Annotated in this window: 16 protein-coding genes and 1 pseudogene; 9 read left to right on the top strand and 8 right to left on the bottom strand. The window is 62.1% G+C overall.

What is annotated here, in order from left to right:
* The first annotated feature begins 121 nt into the window (after window positions 1-121).
* The gene (locus AKG11_RS27575) at window positions 122-1,372 is read left to right on the top strand and encodes an efflux RND transporter periplasmic adaptor subunit (protein WP_050746217.1); all 1,251 of its coding nucleotides are present in this window, start codon (window positions 122-124) and stop codon (window positions 1,370-1,372) included.
* A complete protein-coding gene (locus AKG11_RS27580; RefSeq protein WP_050746218.1) occupies window positions 1,369-4,542 on the top strand; it encodes an efflux RND transporter permease subunit in 3,174 nt (1,057 codons plus the stop codon). The genes AKG11_RS27575 and AKG11_RS27580 overlap by 4 nt, the downstream gene beginning before the upstream one ends.
* Window positions 4,543-4,610: 68 nt before the next feature.
* On the opposite strand, the gene AKG11_RS27585 is transcribed toward AKG11_RS27580, so the two are convergent.
* The 3 genes from AKG11_RS27585 to AKG11_RS27595 form a co-directional block, all read right to left on the bottom strand.
* Window positions 4,611-5,987, bottom strand: a complete 1,377-nt coding sequence (locus AKG11_RS27585) for a S41 family peptidase (protein ID WP_023516863.1) — start codon at window positions 5,985-5,987, stop codon at window positions 4,611-4,613.
* Window positions 5,988-6,360: 373 nt separating this feature from the next.
* Window positions 6,361-7,068 (bottom strand): alpha/beta fold hydrolase, encoded by a 708-nt coding sequence (locus AKG11_RS27590; protein WP_050746219.1) that lies wholly within the window; start codon window positions 7,066-7,068, stop codon window positions 6,361-6,363.
* A 101-nt stretch (window positions 7,069-7,169) separates the two neighbouring features.
* Entirely contained in the window at window positions 7,170-8,636 is a 1,467-nt protein-coding gene (locus AKG11_RS27595) for an MFS transporter (RefSeq protein WP_050746220.1), read from the bottom strand.
* Between the two features lie 131 nt (window positions 8,637-8,767).
* Here AKG11_RS27595 and AKG11_RS27600 point away from each other — a divergent pair, with 131 nt between their 5' ends.
* The gene (locus AKG11_RS27600; RefSeq protein WP_050746225.1) at window positions 8,768-9,382 is read left to right on the top strand and encodes a TetR/AcrR family transcriptional regulator; all 615 of its coding nucleotides are present in this window, start codon (window positions 8,768-8,770) and stop codon (window positions 9,380-9,382) included.
* A gap of 270 nt (window positions 9,383-9,652) precedes the next feature.
* Window positions 9,653-10,132, top strand: a complete 480-nt coding sequence (locus AKG11_RS27605) for an SRPBCC domain-containing protein (protein ID WP_050746221.1) — start codon at window positions 9,653-9,655, stop codon at window positions 10,130-10,132.
* A gap of 99 nt (window positions 10,133-10,231) precedes the next feature.
* Here the strand turns inward: AKG11_RS27605 and AKG11_RS27610 are convergent, their stop codons facing one another.
* A complete protein-coding gene (locus AKG11_RS27610) occupies window positions 10,232-11,056 on the bottom strand; it encodes a helix-turn-helix transcriptional regulator (protein ID WP_050746222.1) in 825 nt (274 codons plus the stop codon).
* A gap of 95 nt (window positions 11,057-11,151) precedes the next feature.
* Between AKG11_RS27610 and AKG11_RS27615 the strand changes: the two genes are divergently transcribed.
* A complete protein-coding gene (locus AKG11_RS27615; protein WP_023515399.1) occupies window positions 11,152-12,609 on the top strand; it encodes an MFS transporter in 1,458 nt (485 codons plus the stop codon).
* An 82-nt stretch (window positions 12,610-12,691) separates the two neighbouring features.
* Here AKG11_RS27615 and AKG11_RS27620 read toward each other — a convergent pair whose 3' ends face one another.
* Window positions 12,692-13,432 carry a helix-turn-helix transcriptional regulator gene (locus AKG11_RS27620; RefSeq protein ID WP_050746226.1) on the bottom strand — a complete coding sequence of 247 codons (741 nt, stop codon included), beginning with the start codon at window positions 13,430-13,432 and terminating at the stop codon, window positions 12,692-12,694.
* A gap of 137 nt (window positions 13,433-13,569) precedes the next feature.
* Between AKG11_RS27620 and AKG11_RS27625 the strand changes: the two genes are divergently transcribed.
* Together AKG11_RS27625 and AKG11_RS34720 are read left to right on the top strand one after the other, a co-directional pair.
* Entirely contained in the window at window positions 13,570-15,156 is a 1,587-nt protein-coding gene (locus tag AKG11_RS27625) for an MFS transporter (RefSeq protein WP_050746223.1), read from the top strand.
* A 135-nt stretch (window positions 15,157-15,291) separates the two neighbouring features.
* The gene (locus tag AKG11_RS34720; protein WP_023515402.1) at window positions 15,292-15,501 is read left to right on the top strand and encodes an ATP-binding protein; all 210 of its coding nucleotides are present in this window, start codon (window positions 15,292-15,294) and stop codon (window positions 15,499-15,501) included.
* A gap of 40 nt (window positions 15,502-15,541) precedes the next feature.
* Here the strand turns inward: AKG11_RS34720 and AKG11_RS27630 are convergent, their stop codons facing one another.
* Entirely contained in the window at window positions 15,542-16,003 is a 462-nt protein-coding gene (locus AKG11_RS27630; protein WP_023515403.1) for a hypothetical protein, read from the bottom strand.
* A 70-nt stretch (window positions 16,004-16,073) separates the two neighbouring features.
* Between AKG11_RS27630 and AKG11_RS27635 the strand changes: the two genes are divergently transcribed.
* Both AKG11_RS27635 and AKG11_RS27640 read left to right on the top strand, forming a co-directional pair.
* Window positions 16,074-16,364: a hypothetical protein gene (locus AKG11_RS27635; protein ID WP_023515404.1), complete on the top strand. Its 291-nt coding sequence runs from the start codon at window positions 16,074-16,076 to the stop codon at window positions 16,362-16,364.
* Window positions 16,364-16,630, top strand: a complete 267-nt coding sequence (locus AKG11_RS27640) for a hypothetical protein (protein ID WP_024270345.1) — start codon at window positions 16,364-16,366, stop codon at window positions 16,628-16,630. The genes AKG11_RS27635 and AKG11_RS27640 overlap by 1 nt, the downstream gene beginning before the upstream one ends.
* A 952-nt stretch (window positions 16,631-17,582) precedes the next feature.
* Here AKG11_RS27640 and AKG11_RS34725 read toward each other — a convergent pair.
* Both AKG11_RS34725 and AKG11_RS27645 read right to left on the bottom strand, forming a co-directional pair.
* Window positions 17,583-17,738, bottom strand: coding sequence for a hypothetical protein (locus tag AKG11_RS34725; protein WP_156334144.1), 156 nt, complete (start codon window positions 17,736-17,738; stop codon window positions 17,583-17,585).
* A gap of 19 nt (window positions 17,739-17,757) precedes the next feature.
* Window positions 17,758-18,508: pseudogene (locus tag AKG11_RS27645) on the bottom strand (IS630 family transposase); the annotation flags it as partial.

The raw sequence follows: 18,508 nt of genomic DNA on the forward strand, positions 1-18,508 counted from the left end.
CCCGCCGAAAAATTCCCCGGGGCCTTGACCTTTCCATCGTTGGAAACCGCAGCGTTACCAAAAATGACCGTCATCGCCTCCGTTGGTCCGGAGTGTGGTGCCCTTGTGAAAGTGAACGAGAATGAGCAACAAGGCCTCCTCAACCCTGCTTCTTGCCGGCGTCGCCATAGCCGCGGGCACCCTTGCCTTCGTCTATCGCGACGATGTCGGCCCCTATGCCGGAAATCTCATGGCGCTTGCGCTTTCGACCGGTGCGTCCGAGGCCGCGGCCCTGCCGGTAGAAATGCCCTTGCCGCAGGTGCCCGTTGCCGAGGTCATCACGCGCAAGGTCGCGCCGTCTGCCGAGTTCACCGGCTATCTCGAAGCGGCCGAGATCGTGGAGCTTCGTCCGCGCGTCGGTGGCGCGATCGATATTGTCACGGTTCCCGAGGGTCGTCTCGTGCGCCCGGGCGAGCTCCTCTTCCAGATCGACCCGAGACCCTTCACAGTCACCCTCAATTCGGCCAAGGCCCAACTGCGGCAAGCCGGGGCCCTGCTGGATCAGGCCGAGGTGGATTTCAAGCGCGCCGAAGCCCTTGCGCCGAAGGGCACGGTGCCGCGCAAGACGCTCGATGATGCGCAGGCCATCCGCCGCCAACGCGCGGCCGAGGTCGAAATCGCCAGGGCCGCCGTCGCTGCTGCGGAACTCGACCTGTCCTTCACGCGCGTCACTGCGCCGGTTGCAGGGCGGGTGGACCGGGTGCTCGTCACGCAAGGCAATCTCGTTGCCGGTGGAAATGCTGCCGCGGCGACGCTTCTCACCACGATCGTCTCGACCGATCTGCTTCATGTCTATTTCGATATCGACGAGGCCACCTATCTCGGTTTTGTCGCGCAGGCGCGGGCATCCGGAACCGGCACGCTGCCAGTGCAGGTGGGGCTGATGACCGATACCGGCTTCCCCTATGCGGGTGAACTCGACTTCCTCGGCAACCGGGTCGATCGCGGCACCGGAACGATCCGCGCCAGGGCCATCCTGAAAGATCCTGATAGCCACCTGACGCCCGGGCTCTTCGCGCGCGTCAGGCTGGTGACTGCCGAACCGGCGCAGACCGTGCTCGTCGACGATCAAGCGATTGGGGTCGACCAGGGGCGCCGCTACGTCCTGGTTCTCGGAGCCGGCGACAAGGTCGAATACCGCCCTATCGAATCCGGGCCGATGATCGCCGGCCTGCGCGTCGTTTCGGAAGGCCTCGACCCGGCAGAAAGGATCATCGTGAAGGGGCTGGTCCGCCCGGGCATGCAGGTCGTTCCGCAGATGGTCTCCATGCTGCCGGGCCAGTCAGCCGACGATAAACGCGCCGAAACTGCCTCGCAGGAGGCAGGTCAATGAACATCCCGCGTTTCTTCGTCGACCGCCCCATTTTCGCGGTTGTTCTCTCCGTCCTGATGCTGATCGGCGGCGGGCTGACACTGCTGAAGCTGCCCTTAAGCGAGTATCCGCAGGTGACCCCGCCAACCGTGCAGGTCACCGCCAGCTATCCGGGTGCCAACCCCGAGGTGATCGCTGAAACGGTCGCCGCGCCACTGGAACAGGTGATCAATGGCGTCGAGAACATGCTCTACATGAGCTCTCAGGCCGCGACCGACGGACGCATGACGCTGACGGTGACCTTCCAACAAGGCACCGACCCGGACATGGCACAGATCCAGGTGCAGAACCGCGTTTCCCGCGCGCTGCCGCGCCTGCCGCAGGAGGTTCAGCGCATCGGTGTCGTGACGCAGAAGATCTCGCCCGACATCCTGATGGTCGTGCATCTCGTTTCGCCCGACGATCGCTATGATCCGCTCTACCTGTCGAATTTCGCGACCCTGCAGGTGCGTGACCAGTTGGCTCGGTTGCCGGGAGTCGGCGATGTCCTGGTCTGGGGTGCCGGCGAATATTCGATGCGGATCTGGCTTGATCCCGCCAAGGTGGCCGCCCGCGGCCTGACGGCGAGCGACGTCATCGGTTCCATCCAGGAGCAGAATGTTCAGGTGGCCGCCGGCTCGGTCGGCCAGCAGCCTGAAGCCTCGGCAGCGTTTCAGGTCGCCGTCAATACGCTCGGCAGGCTCTCGAACGAAGAGCAGTTCGGCGATATCATCGTCAAGACGGGGTCGGAGGGTCAGATCACCCGCTTGCGCGATGTCGCGCGGATCGAACTCGGCGCGGACGCCTACGCGCTGCGCAGCCTTCTAAACGGCAAACCGGCACTGGCGATGCAGGTCATCCAGAGTCCCGGGGCGAATGCGCTCGACGTCTCCGCCGCCATCCGCAGCACCATGGAAGAGCTGCAGAAGGGTTTTCCCGAAGGACTGGAATATCGCATCGCCTACGACCCGACCGTCTTCGTCAAGGCTTCCCTGGAGGCCGTGGTGGTGACGCTGCTCGAGGCCATCGTCCTGGTCGTCATCGTGGTCCTGCTGTTCCTTCAGAGCTGGCGCGCCTCGATCATCCCGCTGGTCGCCGTGCCGGTATCCCTGGTCGGCACCTTCGCCTTCCTCTACCTGTTCGGCTTTTCACTGAACACGCTTTCGCTGTTCGGCCTCGTGCTGTCGATCGGCATCGTCGTCGATGACGCCATCGTGGTCGTCGAGAACGTGGAACGCCACATCGCGCTTGGCGAAACGCCGAAGGAGGCAGCGCGCAAGGCCATGGACGAGGTGACCGGGCCGATCATCGCCATTACGTCGGTCCTGTCGGCCGTGTTCATTCCCTCGGCCTTTCTCTCCGGCCTGCAGGGCGAATTCTATCGGCAGTTCGCACTGACCATTGCGATCTCGACCATCCTGTCGGCGATCAACTCCCTCACCCTTTCCCCGGCGCTCGCGGGCGTGCTGCTGACGCCGCACCACGGTGGGGCAAAACGCGATCTCCTGACCCGCGTGATCGACGGGCTGTTCGGCTGGTTCTTCCGGTTTTTCAACCGCTTCTTCGACAGTGCTTCGAATGCCTATGTCTGGTCGGTCCGCCGCGCCGTGCGGCTCAGCGCGCTCGTCCTGCTCGTCTATGCGGGCCTCGTCGGCATGACATGGGTCGGTTTCCAGACGGTACCCAACGGCTTCGTCCCGGCGCAGGACAAGTACTTCCTTGTCGGCATCGCTCAGCTTCCCACCGGCGCTTCGCTCGACCGCACCGAAGCCGTCGTGAAGACGATGTCGGAGATTGCGCTTTCCGAGCCGGGCGTCGAGAGCGTCGTCGCCTTTCCGGGCCTCTCGGTCAACGGCATGGTCAATATCCCCAATGCGGCGGTCATGTTCACGATGCTCAAGCCGTTCGATGAGCGGAAGGACCCGTCCCTCTCCGCCTTTGCCATTGCCGGTCGGCTGATGGGCAAGTTCTCCGGGATTCCGGATGGTTTCGCCGGGATCTTCCCACCGCCACCGGTTCCGGGCCTCGGCTCGACGGGTGGTTTCAAGATCCAGATCGAAGATCGGTCGGGGCTCGGTTTCGAGGCGCTCGCGCAGGCGCAGGGCGCGCTCATGGCCAAGGCGATGCAGACACCCGAACTTGCCGGCATGCTCGCAAGCTTCCAGGTGAATGCGCCGCAGGTGCAAGTCGATATCGACCGGGTGAAGGCCAAGGCGCAGGGTGTTCCGCTCAACACGATCTTCGAGACGTTGCAGGTCAATCTCGGCTCGCTCTATGTGAACGACTTCAATCGGTTCGGTCGCACTTACCGTGTTCTGGTCCAGGCCGACGCGCCATTCCGCATGCAGCCCGAGGATATCGGCCGCCTGAAGGTCCGCAATGCGGCGGGCGACATGATCCCGCTGTCAGCGCTGCTGACGATCAGGCAAAGCGCAGGTCCCGACCGGGTCATGCACTACAACGGGTTTCCATCGGTCGATATCAGTGGCAGCCCGGCGCTTGGCTATTCGTCTGGACAGGCGACCGCGGCCATGGAACGTATCGCGTCGGAAACCCTGCCGCCCGGGATGGCCTTCGAATGGACGGAGCTCGCCTATCAGGAAAAGCTGGCCGGAAACACCGCGATGTATGTCTTTCCCCTCTCTGTGCTGCTCGCATTTCTGATCCTCGCAGCACAATACAACAGCTGGTCGCTTCCCTTCGCGGTCCTGTTGATTGCGCCGATGGCGTTGCTCTCGGCAATCGCCGGGGTCTGGTTCAGCGACAGTGACAACAACATCTTCACGCAGATCGGCTTTGTCGTTCTCGTCGGCCTCGCGGCCAAGAACGCGATCCTGATCGTGGAGTTTGCCCGGGCGAAGGAAGAGGAGGGTGCCGATCCGTTGACGGCCGTGCTCGAAGCGGCGCGTCTGCGCCTGCGGCCGATCCTGATGACCTCGCTCGCCTTCATCGCCGGCGTCGTCCCGCTTGTCGTCGCGACCGGCGCCGGTGCCGAGATGCGCCACGCCATGGGCATTGCGGTCTTTGCCGGCATGCTCGGCGTCACGCTTTTCGGCCTCCTGCTGACGCCGGTCTTCTATGTTGTCGTGCGGAAGCTTGCTCTCGGGCGCCGTCACCCTTCGCTCGGCAAAGCAATCGAAGAGCCCGGTTGAAATCTACGAATGGCGGGCGCCGGGTGTTCCGACGTCCGCCATCCGGGCCAAGGTCCCGTCAACGGGGATCAGGGGTTGCGAATGAGATCCAGGACCTTCTCCAGCGCTGGATCCCGCCCCTCGGCATAGGCTTCGTAGGTCAGATCGACCGTGATCTCCGGTGCGATGGAAATGCCGCGGGGGCCAAAGGCGACCGTAGCCCAGTAGCACTCGCCGAGCTCGAAGCATCCTGTCTCGTAGTCATGGAATTCCGGGCTGTAACGAACCGCAAGGCCGGAGTTCGGCAGCTCGAGATGTTTGCCTTCTGCCCAGAACCGGCTGGCATCTCCCATCTCCTCTCCGATCAGCGTGACCTTGTCGCCGCCCGATCCCTTCAGCATCGCAGCCGTGGAAATGGCGGCGGAGAAGGTTGCCCTGCCCACGAGCACGAAGACCCGCCCGTCGCGCGGGACAAGTCGTGGCAAGGCCTGGGAAAACAGGATCGTGTTGAAGAGGTCCCCACCCGGGTTGAAGCGCAGGTCGACGACCATGTGCTTTGGCTGGACCGGAAGGATTTTCTCGTGGAAGAGGCCGGCGAATTTGTCCGACAGGGCGGTATCATCCATGCTTCTGACCACGTCGCTGCGGATGTAGAGGATTTTTCGGGCCTCATCCAGGAACTGGGTCTGCAGATCGCTGCGCTTGCTGTAGACGGCAGGGAGATCGCTGCGGTCATCGAGAAGATGGTTCCATCGGCCCGAAAGACTGGCCTCGTCCGGTTTGAGCACGCCGTAGCCCCTGTTGAGGTTCGTCTTGCGTTCGTCGCCCGGGTCTTCGTCCCCTGTGGGCGCAAGCGTGACTGTTTCCGAACGGCCGTCGGCAAGCTGAACGGTCAAAGGCACGGCGGCCGTATCCTTGATCGCGCCAATTTGCTTGAGGACGCTGGGCGTGACCAGATATCCCGGGGAGAGAAAGCGGATCCGCTGGTCCGTTCCGGGGAGATAGACCCGAAGTGCGTCAAGCGCCTCCTGTGTGGTGAGGGCACCGATCCCATCGATGCGTGCGCCGAGCAGCCGCGCGAAATCCGGATGGGTCTTGACGACACGGAGCCCGTCGGCAAACAGCCACACCCGGACCGGGATGTCCGGGCCGAGGAGCTTTGCGGCATTGGCATTCGTGTGTCCGTTGCGTGCAACCGCTACGGCGCGCATGACGTGGAGCGCGAATTCTTCCGGAGTCAGATGCTCAGCGGCCGCGGCGGTTTCATCGACAAGTCGGTTGAAATCGCTCCTCTGGCTGTCGTTGAAGCTTCTGTCTTGCGGCGCCCATGTCTCCTTCAGATAGGTCAGGTCCTCGCGCATCTTTTCCGGTGTCAGCGGCGGGCTGTCTGCCTGCGCAAAGGTCGGGGCAATCAGCAGCAGCCCCGCCGCAGCGGCGCGAAGGCGTTTCATCCATCTGGAAGACATGTCGCATTTCCTCTCTGTTTGGTTCCAGGGGGAGCCGGGCGTCCAATTCTGTTAAGACGGCTCGGCCGGGCCGATGCCGACTAGGCACTTCGAGAACTCTTGCGGACCGTGAGAGGTTTGCCCGAATTGACGAAGGGCGCTCGACCTTTTCGGGGAGCGCCCTTCCAATCCGGACGGTTGCGAACGCGCGACGGGGAACATCGCTGCAGGCAGTCATCGTCTACGGCAGTGAACCGGAGATGGGTGTGTGAAAGGGGAGATTCAAGGCCATCTGTGTCTTGCGTGGTGAGGGCCGGCAAGCCGGCGCCTTGGCAAGCGTTCAGGCCGAAGAATCTCGTCCATGAAGGCTCCTGGGCGGTTTGCTATCAGTGGCTCAGAGCGCTTGAATTTGGCCGCCATCCGGCAGCGGGCTTTTCGTCTGGACTGCCGCGGAGACACTCATCAGTGCGCCGGCCACCAGTTCCGGGGCGACCAACGGACCGCAATGGTTGGTCTCGATCTCGACATAGGTCCATCCCGCGCGGGAACGGAAACGCTCCTCGATCGGCGCAAAGAGTGAGGCGAATGCGTCCCCGTCAACCGGGAAACGAAAGAACGTTCGTGGAAGCATGCATGCTTCGGAGTTGAGGAGGCGAACGGGCTGCCGGAAGGTCTCGATCGGCTGCGGGCTGGCCGCAAGTTTTTCGACGTACCAGCGGCGCAAGAGGTCATCGGAAATCCACGGGCGCTCTCCTTCATCCATCTCGTCCGCTGATCCGAATGATGTGCGCCACCCTTCGCCATGGCTATGCGCCCAGGCTTCCATCTCGTTTCGAAAATCTTGGCCATTGAGGTCGAACAGGGATTGCCCGTCCTCCGGCACTTCCGCATCCAGGAAGACGGCATGGGCCAGCTTCTCGGGGATGCGGTCGGCAACACCGGTGACAAACATGCCGCCGTAGCTCCATCCAACGAGGACGACGTCTGCGAGATTCTCGAACGCGATCAGGTTCACAATGTCCTGGATGTGCGTTTCGAGGTTCACATCAGGCCGCGCAATATGTGTGCGGTCGCCAAGACCGGTGAGGCTATCGGTCTCCAAACGGCCACCCCGCGCCTGTCCGGACTACTGCCGCAAATGTTCTGCGAAAGCCAACGGCCCGGGTGCCGGAACATCGCCTGCCGAGGGCTGTCGTCGTTCTCTCATTCCGGCAACTTTCTCGGCAGCCAGAGCCATGCGACGATGCCGAGCGTGAGTGTCATCAGCCCCCCGGCGCCGACCGCCATGTGCAAGCCGGTCAGGAAAGCCTCCTCGGCTTGTGCGGTGGCCTCGGGGGTAACGCCGCCATGATCGAGGGTTTCATTCAACGTGCCGGCAACGCCCGGGCCGAGAAGGCGGAAGCTCAAAGTCGCCAGTGACCCCAGAAGCGAGATGCCCAGCGCATTGCCCAGTTCATTGCTGGTCTCGGCAAGGGATCCGGCAGCGCCAGCGCGCTCGGCCGGTACGGCAGAGACCGCGACTTCGGCCACGAGGCTGAACGACAGGCCGAATCCGATGCCCGCAATCATGGTTGAGGCAAGGAAGGCGGCGACGCCGGTCTGCGTGCTCGTGAGCAGCAAGAGGAAGACGCCGGCGCTGATGAGCAGCAGGGTTGCCACAAGGGCGGTCCTGCGACCGACCCACTCCACCACACGGGCAGTGCCGACGCAGGTTGCGGTGAGCACGACGGCTCCAGGCAGCGTCAGCAGCGCGGTTGTGAAGACGTCGAAGCCGAGCACCGCCTGCAGATAGATGCCTGACAGGTAGCTGGCAGCGGACCATACGACGAGGGACAGGAGGCCGGTCAGGATGGCGATCGAGAATATGCGGTCGCGAAACAGGTCGAGGTCGACCAGTGGATCGCTGATTTTCGTCTGGCGGCGGAGGAACAGTGCGACGGAAAGGATGCCGATGATCCCGACGATGGATTGTTTGAGCGTGAAGCCGTCGGCGGCGGCGGTCTTGAGCGACCAGGTGAACAGCAGGATACCTGCAAACGACAGCAGAAGGCTCGGCAGGTCAATGCGCCCGCCGGTCGTCGAGCGGACTTCGCGCAGCAGTATCGGTGCGGCAATCAGGAAGGCGAGGACAACCGGGATATTGATCAGGAATACGATGTTCCATTCGAAGTGCCTGATCAATATGCCGCCGATGAGGGGGCCGATGGCGAAACCTGCGGCGAATGTCGCGGCGAAGATTCCGATGGCCTGCGCGCGCTGGCGTGCATCCGGAAACAGGGCGCTGACGATTGCCAGGCCCGAAGGCAGCAGTGTAGCGCCCCCCAGTCCCATCAGCGCCCTTGCGATGATCAGGCCAAGCGGCGATTGCGCATAGCTCGCCCCGAGCGATCCTGCGCCGAAGACGATCGCGCCGGTCATGATGAGCCTGAGCCGGCCGTAGCGGTCGCCGATATTCCCGAAGGCGATCAGCAGGGACCCGACGACAAACCCGTAGATGTCGAGAATCCAGAGTGCCTGGTCGGCCGATGGCGTAAGGGCGGACGTCAAATGTGGCATCGCCAGATAAAGTATCGAGCCGTCCATGGCGACGAGCAGCACAAGCGGTAGCACAGCAAGGAGGCCAAGCCATGCGTTTCGATTGGTGGATTCCGGTAGTGTCATATCACTCATTGGGCATGGATCCTCTACAAACGGTGCACAGGCGCGCGCCGCTTCCGCCGCCGGCTCCCGGCCGGCTTGGTGGTTGCATATGAAGGGGTTTCTGTTATATACTTTTAGTAAGTTACTTAAGGTATATAGTGGTGTCAAGCACTCCCGCGAATGTCAGCTCCACTGCGAAACGGGTCCGCCTCAGCCGTGACGAGCGGCACCGCCAGCTTCTGGGTGTCGCGTGGCGACTGGCCCGCGAGGAGGGGACCGACGCGCTGACCCTGCCACGTATGGCCAATGAATCCGGTGTGACGAAGCCGGTGATCTACGACCATTTCGGCACCCGGAACGGCCTGTTGACGGCGCTTTACCAGGATTTCGACGAACGCCAGACGGCGCTGATCGATGCCGCCATTGCCGCCAGCGTGCCGACATTGGAGGGGCTCGCAAGGGTCATCGCCTCGTCCTATGTCGAATGTGTGCTGGCGCAAGGTCGCGAGATTCCCGGCATTCTGGCCGGCCTTGCCGGCTCCCCCGAACTGGAGGCCGTCAAGCGCGAGTATCAACTCGTGTTCATCGAGAAATGCCGAAAGGTGTTGGCCCCGTTCCTGGGGACGGCGGGTGTCGATCCTGCTGGCTTCTGGGGGATGCTTGGCGCCGCCGACGGCCTATCCCATGCCGCTGCGTGCGGGGAGATCACGGTGCAGCAGGCACAGGACGAACTCTATGAGACCATCATGGCAATGGTCGGCAGGAGTGGTCGCTAGCTTTGACGGTGAACCGGTGCTTCTCAAGCCGGCCATGGGCAACAGGCTGAGGCATTCATGAGCGATCCTGTGGGGGTGAATGTGCCCCTTCCCCCGGAAATGAGGATTGCTGTCCCCCCGACAGGCGCGCCAAAGGGCTCCAGCTGGGTTGCAGCCTATTCCGGACGTCGCACGTGCTGTTGCGCTGATTGCAAACCACAATCAGTTTTGGTAGATGAAACAAATTGCGTTTTGCAATCAGTTTGATGTGCTGAAATTTCGGAGTGACCAATGGAGCAGCGACAGGGGAATGAGATCTTGCACAAGACGTTCGTTTTCGAACGGCGGTGCGAGGCTCCGGTGGAGCGCGTGTTTGCGGCATTTGCGGACCCTGCTGTCCGTGCGACATGGAGTGCGCCGTCCAACGATGCCGCATTCGTCTATGATGAAGCCGACTTTCGCGAGGGCGGTGAGGACCAGTTCCGCTGTGGTTCAAAGGAAAATCCGCAATATACCGGGCGCACGACCTATATCTCGATTGTGCCGGACAGGCTCGTGGTCAGCAGTGAAACTGTTGAAACCGGAGGGCGGACACTGATGTCGAGCTTGATCACGACGGAACTTGAGGCCAGTGCCGATACGACAAGGGTCAAGGTAACCGTGCAGGTGGTTTCCTTTTTTGGCGAAGGAATGTTGGGGGGCGTCGAGATTGGCAACAATGCTGCCCTCGACAATTTGGTCGCGTGCGTGCGGGTGCCCGTTGAGTTCTGAAGCCGGTGCTGAAAACGGGCTCGCAGCAATGCAGGTGGAGTGCTCCACCCCTCGCTAGCGCATTGGACGCGGCCGAGGCGAGGCCGATCCTTGTTGTGGCTACGGTACGGAACCCTCAGGTCCTTCATCGGCGGCCGGGCCGGTAAGGACAGCATGCACCACGAGCCGCAGGTGCCGCCCGCCATCGATGGTCAGGGAGGTGTGCTCGAAGGTCACGGGGTGGCCCTCGACGCGGATCGCGCGCGTGCCAGTGCAGGGCATATGAACATCGGGGTTCTGCCACAACGCCTTGAATTCCGGCGAGATGGTTTCCAGCTCCGCGACCAGCGCGCGCATATCCGCATCGTCGCGTGCGCCTGCGAAATCCCGTCGAAAGCTCGCCAGCATGGTTTGCGCCTGGCTTTGCCAATCCACCAGAACATCACGGAGATTCTGGTCGCAGAACAGCATCCATAGAAGGTTGCGACGGGGAGAGGCCTGGTGAGTGAAGCCGAACAGGTCGTCGGCGGCTCGGTTATAGGCAAGGACGTCCCAGCGAAGATTGAGCACATAGGCGGCGTGCGGCGAAAGGTCGTCCATCAGGCGGCCCACCAGAGAAGGCACGGTACACCATGTCTTGCCGGGTTCCGCCGGCGGACGTTCCTGGGCAAGCAAAAAGAGGTGTCGCCGCTCGGCCGCATCGAGTTTGAGAACGCGCGCGAGATTGTCGAGAAAGCCGGCGGAGACGCCGATGTCTCGCCCCTGTTCAAGCCATGTGTACCAGCTAAGTCCGACGCCGGCGAGGGCGGCCACCTCCTCGCGTCGCAGGCCGGGCGTGCGCCGTCGTCTGCCGGCGGGCAGGCCGACATCCGCCGGTGTCAGGCGTTCGCGCTGCGCGCGCAGGAAATCTGCCAGTTCAGGCCGGGTTCGTTCGAACGTACGCATCTCTGCCGCCACTAAAAGTAATAGCATAATGAGTTAAATTGTACGGGTGTCAATGCTCGGGCATGGCTGTTGCGTCAGTAACATGAGGACGCAAGATGAGTTCCGATACCCATACCCCCCGACCCTTTCAAAGCCGGGGAGACGGCATTGCCGCCGGTCCACCATGGCTGGGCCTGTCCATTCTCCTGCTTGCCGGTTTCGTAACGATCTTCGATCTCTTTGTGGTCAATGTTGCGATCCCGAGCATGCAGGCCAGTCTCGGTGCAAGCCTGCCGCAGATCGGATTCATCATCGCCGGCTACGAACTCGCCTTTGGAGTACTTCTGATCACGGGCGGGCGGCTGGGGGACATCCATGGACGACGGCGGCTTTTCGTCTTCGGCATGGCAGGGTTCACGCTCGCCTCAGCACTTTGCGGGCTGGCGCCCAATGTGGAGATCCTGATCGGCGCGCGGATAGCGCAGGGATTGACCGCAGCCCTCCTGTTCCCACAGGTCTACGCATCGATCCGGGTGAATTTTTCTGCGAATGACAGTCGCCAGGCCTTCGGACTCCTCGGCATGACCTTGGGTCTTGCGGCCATCGCGGGTCAGGTCATGGGCGGGTTTCTTGTCGAAGCCAATCTCTTCGACCTCGGCTGGCGCACCATTTTCCTCATCAATATTCCCATAGGTCTTTTTGCCATCGCGATGGCTCGGTTCATTCCCGAGACCCGGGCACAGGAGCGTCCGGCGGTCGATTGGCAGGGTGTCGTCCTTGTGAGCCTGGGACTCACGCTTCTGCTCGTGCCGCTGATCGAAGGGCCGGCTCACGGGTGGCCGCTCTGGGCCTTTGCGTCGATGGCCTGTGCTGTCGTGCTGGCCGCCGCATTCTACCTGCAGCAGGAACGTCGGCGCCAGGCGGGTTTCGAACCGCTGGTCGATATGACGCTCATGCGCCAGCCGCGCTTTGCCTGGGGCGGGCTGCTGGTGGTCCTGATCTATTCGACCTCCTCGTCTTTCTTCCTGTGTTTTGCCCTTCTGGCCCAGACCGGATTTGGCTTGAGCCCGCTCGAGGCGGGCAGTGCCTTCGTGCCGTGCAGCGTCGGCTTCGTCGTGGCATCGCTGGTCGCGCCGCGCCTTGTCGCCCGCTTCGGCCCACCGGCGATCGCAGCGGGCGCGCTGCTCTACGCCCTGTCGCTTGGCATCCTGATCGCCCAGGTCTGGGTCGCAGGGGTCGACCTCGTCGTCGCGCATCTGATCCCGATGCTGATCCTGGTTGGCGCGGCCCAGGGGCTCATCATGACGCCGCTTCTCAATCTCGTGCTTGGTTTTGTCGAGGAACGCCAGGCCGGCATGGCCTCGGGTGTCGTTGCGACGCTCCAGCAGGTTGGTGCTGCCCTTGGAGTGGCGGTTGTCGGTATGCTTTTCGGCGCGGCCCTTGGAGCTGGCGGCTCGGCGCAGCTCTACGCCTCCGCCTTCGTGAGCGGAATGACATACAATCTTGCAGCTGCTACCGTTGCTGCGGCCGTGATCCTCGCCATTGCCCGCGGGAAGCCAAAGCCCCGAACCTGATGCCTTTCCGTCCGCCCCTGCCGCATGATCGGCCGGATCCCACGGCCGCTCCAACGTGATCGACGGGCAGGGGTGGTCGGCGCTACTGCCGAAAATAGACGACCATCCTCAGGTGCCGGTACTCGTCCACGGTGAGCATCTCATGCAAGAAGCGGAGAGTGGCTCCGTCTCGATCCAGCAGGGTGCCGATACCCCGGGCGTAGTTTTCCAAGCTCGGCTGCTCGAACCAACGGCGGAAATCCGGTGAGAGTCGCTTCAGTTCATCGACAAGGCCCAGCATCGCGGGATCGTCGGGCGCTCCCGCAAGGTCATAGCGAAACTGCGTGAGAAGTCTCGGCGCCTCGGCGCGCCATTCGGGGAGGCGGTGGCGGAATTGCGGGTCGGCAAAGAGGAGGCGCATGACATTGCGGTCGGACCGCTCGCGGGGTGTGAAGCTGAACAAATCGTCGGCCGCGCGGTTCCAGGCAACAACATCCCAGCGAAGGTTGACCACATAGGCGGGCCGCATGACAAGATCGTCCAGCAATGTCTGAACGAGCGAGCCGACGGACGGCCATTGATAGGCTTCCGGTGGCGGTGGGCGCCGGTGTGCGAGCAGGAAGAGATGGCTGCACTCGGCGTCGTCGAGTTTCAGCGCTTTCGACACCTTGAGCAGGAAACTCTCGGAGACCTGGATATCGCGCCCCTGCTCGAACCAGGTGTACCAGGTGAGCCCCACCCCCGCGAGCGCAGCCACCTCCTCGCGCCGGAGGCCGGGCGTCCGGCGCTGGCCCGTCGCGGGCAGGCCGGCATCGGCTGGCGTCAGCTTTGTCCGGTGACGCATCAGGAAGTCGGAAAGGTCGGTTCGCGTGCGTGCGAATGAGCGGGTCGACAAGACTGTTGCCTTTGGTAACAGGATAATTTCCAATATTGTAACAGGATGATCATGCCTGGAAAGTCTGCCTGCAACAAGGAGGCAGCATGACTTCTCACGACGAACTTGATCTTCCGCCCTCTGGAATCCTGACTGCCGGGCTGCCTCCGCCGCCCGCAACAGCCAGTATCCGCGATTGGTTGGGGCTTGCACTGCTTGCCCTGCCCACCATCCTGCTCGGCCTCGATCTTACCCTTCTTCATCTGGCGCTTCCGGCGCTCGCCGCTGATCTGCAGCCGACCAGCACGCAGGCTCTCTGGATCATGGATGCCTACGGCTTCCTGATAGCGGGTTTTCTGATCACCATGGGAACGCTCGGTGACCGCATCGGGCGTCGCAAACTCCTGATGATCGGCGCAGCCGCCTTCGCGCTTGCCTCGATACTCGCGGCCTTCTCCACGAGCGCCACCATGCTGATTGTCGCACGGGGCCTGCTGGGAATGGCCGGTGCAACATTGATGCCCTCGACGCTGGCCCTCATCACGAACATGTTTGCCGACCCGAGGCAGCGTGCGCTCGGCTTTGGCATATGGGCGACCATGTTTGCGCTCGGCATGGCGCTCGGCCCGGTGGTGGGTGGCGTGCTCCTGGCGTATTTCTGGTGGGGCGCCGCGTTTCTCCTGGCCGTCCCGATTGTCGGCCTTTTGCTCGTGCTGGCGCCCGCCCTTGTGCCGGAATATCGGGCACCACGGGCCGGCAGGCTGGACCTTGCAAGCGTCGGCCTTTCGCTCGCCGCCATGCTGCCGGTGATCTACGGCATCAAGCAGTTTGCCAAGGATGATCTTGGGGTGCAGCCGATCGGGGCGATTGCGGTGGGGCTCGCCTTTGCCGTGCTGTTCGTGCGCCGGCAGCGTCGGCTTGCCGATCCGCTGCTCGACATCAGCCTGTTTTCAAGTCGGGCTTTCAGCGTGGCGCTGGTCGTGCTGCTGTTCGGCCTTGTCGCGGTTGGCGGCACGATGCTGCTGGTTACCCAGTACCTGCAGCTCGTTGCCGGTTTTTCTCCGCTCGTCGCCGGTCTCTGGATGGGGCCACCAGCCCTTGCCATGGTCGCTGCAGGTGTCGCAGCGCCCCTGATCGCGCGGCGCGTTCGCCCCGGTTTCGTCGTGGCGGGTGCCCTGGGACTGTCGGTGGTGGGGTACCTGTTGCTGACCCGGATCGATACCAGCACTTGCGGTGTCATTATCGTCGTCGCCGGATTTTCGCTTGCCTATCTCGGGCTCGGCACGATTGCGGCGCTTGGCACGGATCTGGTGGTCGGCTCGGCTCCCGTGGAAAAAGCCGGCTCGGCTTCAGCGATGTCCGAGACGGTGCAAGATCTCGGCATATCGCTCGGTATTGCGGTGCTTGGCAGCCTTGCAACCGCTATCTATCGTCAGGCCATGACCGGTCGAATACCGGAGGGGCTCGGCGCGGAGGCCCACAGGGCCGTTGGTGACAGCCTGTGGGCGGCGATGTCGGTCGCTTCGGAACTGCCGCCTGGCCTCATGGAGACGGCACAGGCCGCATTCACGGCAGGGTTCAGCAATGCGGCGATGTTTAGTGCCGCAGGCGTCGCCATTCTTGCGGTTCTTGCCGCTGTTTCGCTGCGGCACGTCGGCGCCATCGAAGGCGGCGATTCGCACCGCGGCCCGTAGGCCCAGGATTGTCCGACCTCCGATGCATCGCCTTCGCCCGTCCGGCGACGACGCTCCTTCATCGCTCCCCGGTTGCGCGGTTTTGGCCAGGGAGGGGAAGGGACAGGACGATGGCGGCGTGGCGAGCAGACGCTGATGGCCGGCTTCGTCGTCCGCTGCGAGGGAACCGGTATGGGACTTGCCATTGTCAGCCAGGTCATGTCGACCCATGGCGGATCGGTTGGCTTGGGAGACGCGGTTGGCGGCGGCCTGGCTGCAAGCCTCGTCTTTCCCAGTCCGCAGAAGGGCATCCAATTGGAATGTCGAAGTAATTTATCTCCGATCACTGCCTATCAGAGCTATTGACCTTCCGCGCCGTTCATGATGCGTTCCAGATCATGGATTTTTATCGCCTATCACTCAATCTCACGACGAAGGGTGGATTGAGGGGTGGGTCGGAAACGGCTTCATCCACGTTGGCCGTCGATCGTGCCACCACGTCGTCATAGGCGGCCTGCGCACGTTCGCTGACGGCCTGCACAATCTGGCGAGCGGCATTAGCCACCTTTTCAGGAGAGCCGTCGCGCTGGACACCTTCAAGGGCGGCAAGCCTTGCCGAATTCTGATCAACGCGGCGCTGCTGGAATGCCTCGGGCCGTTTCGTCTGGATACCGCGCTCAAGACCACCAACCCCCATGTCGCCTGTTGCCTGGAAGGTGGTGGGCTGTGAACCGGAAACCAGGTCGGCGGCCGGATCTTCAAGGGAGCGGCGGAAGGCGGAAAGGTCGGTCGCGCTGTCGGCAAGCTGGCGAGCTGCAAGGCGTTCACGCCCGGCCTGATAGAGAGGCGCAGCGGCATCACGGGCCATGCGATAACCATTGACGCGGTGCCGCCAGAAGCCGTTCCGACATCCTCAAATTCATGCTGGAGATACGATCATGCCGAACGAAACCGTTCCGGTAGCCGGCGCAGCTATGCCCACAACCATTGAAGAGCTGTTCCGGCGTTGGTGCGAGGCCGAGCGCCTTGCATCCTTGCCCATCGCAGACGAGGACGCCGAGCCTCTCCTTGCCGAGTGCCAAGCTCTACAGGACCAGATAGAGGGCAGCCAGCCAGCAACAGCAAGGGAGTTGGCTATCATACTCCTGGTTGGCACGGATCGCTGGGCCAGCCAGGTCGAGCCGAAACTAAGGGCGCTGGTGGAAACTCTTGCCGAGGAGCGCGAATAATGAAGAGCGCGGCAATCGAACGTTTCCGCCGCTCCGAACTGGAGCGATGCATCGAGAAGATGATTTCGCTTCTCGACATGATGGACGGTGATTGCGACCTTGAAGACGGCGCCGATGAAGAACCATCTTTGTCGGTACGGCCCTCAATCATCAACGGCCGGCCTGAATATGATCTGGAAGCCGACCCGGCAGAGTCTGGTATCGCAGACCAGGAAGCATTCGACCTCATCATGTTCACTGATACGAACTTGAGGCAGATAGGATGAAGCGAGCTGCAATCCCGAGGGAATTCGCGTCGAGCAGGCAGCGCACGCCCTCTCGCTCCTCAGTCCATAATTTGAGCTGCCACGTTGAGAGCGTTCAGCCGGTGATACACCCTCTTCCTAGGCGCTCTAGCAACCAGTCAGGCCACGTTCTCGCGGGATCGTTCATCGCTCTGCCCGCATTGTTGTCTCGCTCCCAAATGTATAGCTTGAACAAATCATTAGGCGTAATCTCAAAAGTTGAATTTCTGGGCTTGAAGTATCTGTGAGGGTGGGTGCCGTTGGGCAACTTGTAGCCCTCTATGACAACGTGTGGGCCTTCGATCCCATGCCAAAGCATGTTGTCCCGGGGCGTCGTAATGTCGATGTGGCACGAGACCGACAGAAGCTGCCCCTGATATGATACGGCTATCGGGGCGCCCCCCTTCTTCGTATCGCTAGTGTAGGCGTTTCTGCCCCAGCTAAGTATTATGTATTTGCAGATGTGGACGTTGAAGCGAACATCATAGTTTTGCCGCCCCAGCTTTTTATCGCCCGACTGGAATGCTCCGAGTGGGTTCGTTCGTTGGCCTCTGTTTCCCGAGGGAGCATTCTGTGTTGGAAACAGATTGAATGTTCCCCGAGAAATCTCTTGATGCATCCGCCGGGACATATCCTGGATATGATCGGGGGTATTGAATGTCCCCCTCTGCAAGCTTCCCGCTGGCTGAACAGTTGGCCATTTCACGAGGTTAACTCCCGTTTTCGGTGGATTTGATTAAGAAGCGCGCCGGCTAATCGGTTGCCGAATCTCCCTCAACGGTACTAAGTTTCTGCATCGGAACAAGAATAATTCACGCATAGCGCGAGTTTTTAACGCCTCAAATTGCGTAAAAAGAGCAGCAAGGCGTTGCCCACCAGTCGAAGACAGTCGGTCCAAATGTGGGACCGAACGTGTCAGGGGCTAAACCGCCAATCAGGCGCTTGCCGACCTCCTCAGCCAGGGCACAGTGAGCCTGAAGCGCGGCGATCCGAAGAGCCGGCGCGCCGGTTCGAGGTTTTCACGGGCAGCGGCCGTCGGCGCGAGTGGAGCGCTGAGCGCAAGGCTGCGATTGGCCGGGGCATGCATCATTCATACGGCCCCTCACTGATCAAAACCCATTGGCCCATTCTCTGCGTCCGATCGACATGACGCGCCATGGCTGGCTTTCGAGCCGCCGCCAGGCATCGCAGCAATGATCGACGATGTCGTCGTATGATTTGAACACGCGGTTTGATAACCAGTTGTCGCGCATGAAATGCCAGAGGTTTTCGACCGGGTTCAGCTCCGGCGATTTCGGCGGGAGTGGCAGAATGGTGATGTTTTCGGGCACGACGAGATTGTTGGACATGTGCCAGCCTGCCTGATCCATGATGAGGATAGCGTGCGCGTCGGCATCGACGTGTCGGGCGATTTCGGCCAGATGCTGGGTCATGGCGTAGGTGTCGCACCATGGCATGACCAGCGCCGCCGCCTTGCCGAGCTTGGGGCAGATTGCGCCGAAGATGTAGGCCGACCTTGTGCGCTGATCGTGCGGTGCTGAAGGCCGTGTTCCTCGCCTGGCCCATCGGCGGGTGATCTTGTTCTTTTGCCCGATACGGGCCTCATCCTGAAACCAAATCTCTATGCGTTTTCCTCGGGCCGCTCCAGCGGCAATCTCTGCCACTGCGGCAGGGAAGCTTTTTTAAAACCCTCAATGGCTTGAGGGTCTTGCGCGTGATGTTTGGGCCGAACAGCGAGCTTGCGATAGCCCATGGCCCGGACTTCGCGGCTGAGCGTCTGCTCGCTCACCGAAACGCGAAACTCCTCCCACAGCCATTGCGCCAGATCGCACAGACGCCAGCGAACGACGCCGTCGAGAT

The sequence above is a fragment of the Shinella sp. SUS2 genome (assembly GCF_001262505.1).
In the GTDB taxonomy this organism is placed as follows: domain Bacteria; phylum Pseudomonadota; class Alphaproteobacteria; order Rhizobiales; family Rhizobiaceae; genus Shinella.

Excerpts from the sequence above, each read along its gene's own strand:
- AKG11_RS27575 (WP_050746217.1), top strand. The coding sequence starts at position 122 with ATGAGCAACAAGGCCTCCTCAACCCTGCTTCTTGCCGGCGTCGCCATA.
- AKG11_RS27580 (WP_050746218.1), top strand. The coding sequence starts at position 1,369 with ATGAACATCCCGCGTTTCTTCGTCGACCGCCCCATTTTCGCGGTTGTT.
- AKG11_RS27585 (WP_023516863.1), bottom strand. The coding sequence starts at position 5,987 with ATGTCTTCCAGATGGATGAAACGCCTTCGCGCCGCTGCGGCGGGGCTG.
- AKG11_RS27595 (WP_050746220.1), bottom strand. The coding sequence starts at position 8,636 with ATGAGTGATATGACACTACCGGAATCCACCAATCGAAACGCATGGCTT.
- AKG11_RS27605 (WP_050746221.1), top strand. The coding sequence starts at position 9,653 with ATGGAGCAGCGACAGGGGAATGAGATCTTGCACAAGACGTTCGTTTTC.
- AKG11_RS27610 (WP_050746222.1), bottom strand. The coding sequence starts at position 11,056 with ATGCGTACGTTCGAACGAACCCGGCCTGAACTGGCAGATTTCCTGCGC.
- AKG11_RS27615 (WP_023515399.1), top strand. The coding sequence starts at position 11,152 with ATGAGTTCCGATACCCATACCCCCCGACCCTTTCAAAGCCGGGGAGAC.
- AKG11_RS27620 (WP_050746226.1), bottom strand. The coding sequence starts at position 13,432 with ATGCGTCACCGGACAAAGCTGACGCCAGCCGATGCCGGCCTGCCCGCG.
- AKG11_RS27625 (WP_050746223.1), top strand. The coding sequence starts at position 13,570 with ATGACTTCTCACGACGAACTTGATCTTCCGCCCTCTGGAATCCTGACT.
- AKG11_RS34720 (WP_023515402.1), top strand. The coding sequence starts at position 15,292 with ATGGCCGGCTTCGTCGTCCGCTGCGAGGGAACCGGTATGGGACTTGCC.
- AKG11_RS27630 (WP_023515403.1), bottom strand. The coding sequence starts at position 16,003 with ATGGCCCGTGATGCCGCTGCGCCTCTCTATCAGGCCGGGCGTGAACGC.
- AKG11_RS27635 (WP_023515404.1), top strand. The coding sequence starts at position 16,074 with ATGCCGAACGAAACCGTTCCGGTAGCCGGCGCAGCTATGCCCACAACC.
- AKG11_RS27640 (WP_024270345.1), top strand. The coding sequence starts at position 16,364 with ATGAAGAGCGCGGCAATCGAACGTTTCCGCCGCTCCGAACTGGAGCGA.
- AKG11_RS34725 (WP_156334144.1), bottom strand. The coding sequence starts at position 17,738 with ATGATGCATGCCCCGGCCAATCGCAGCCTTGCGCTCAGCGCTCCACTC.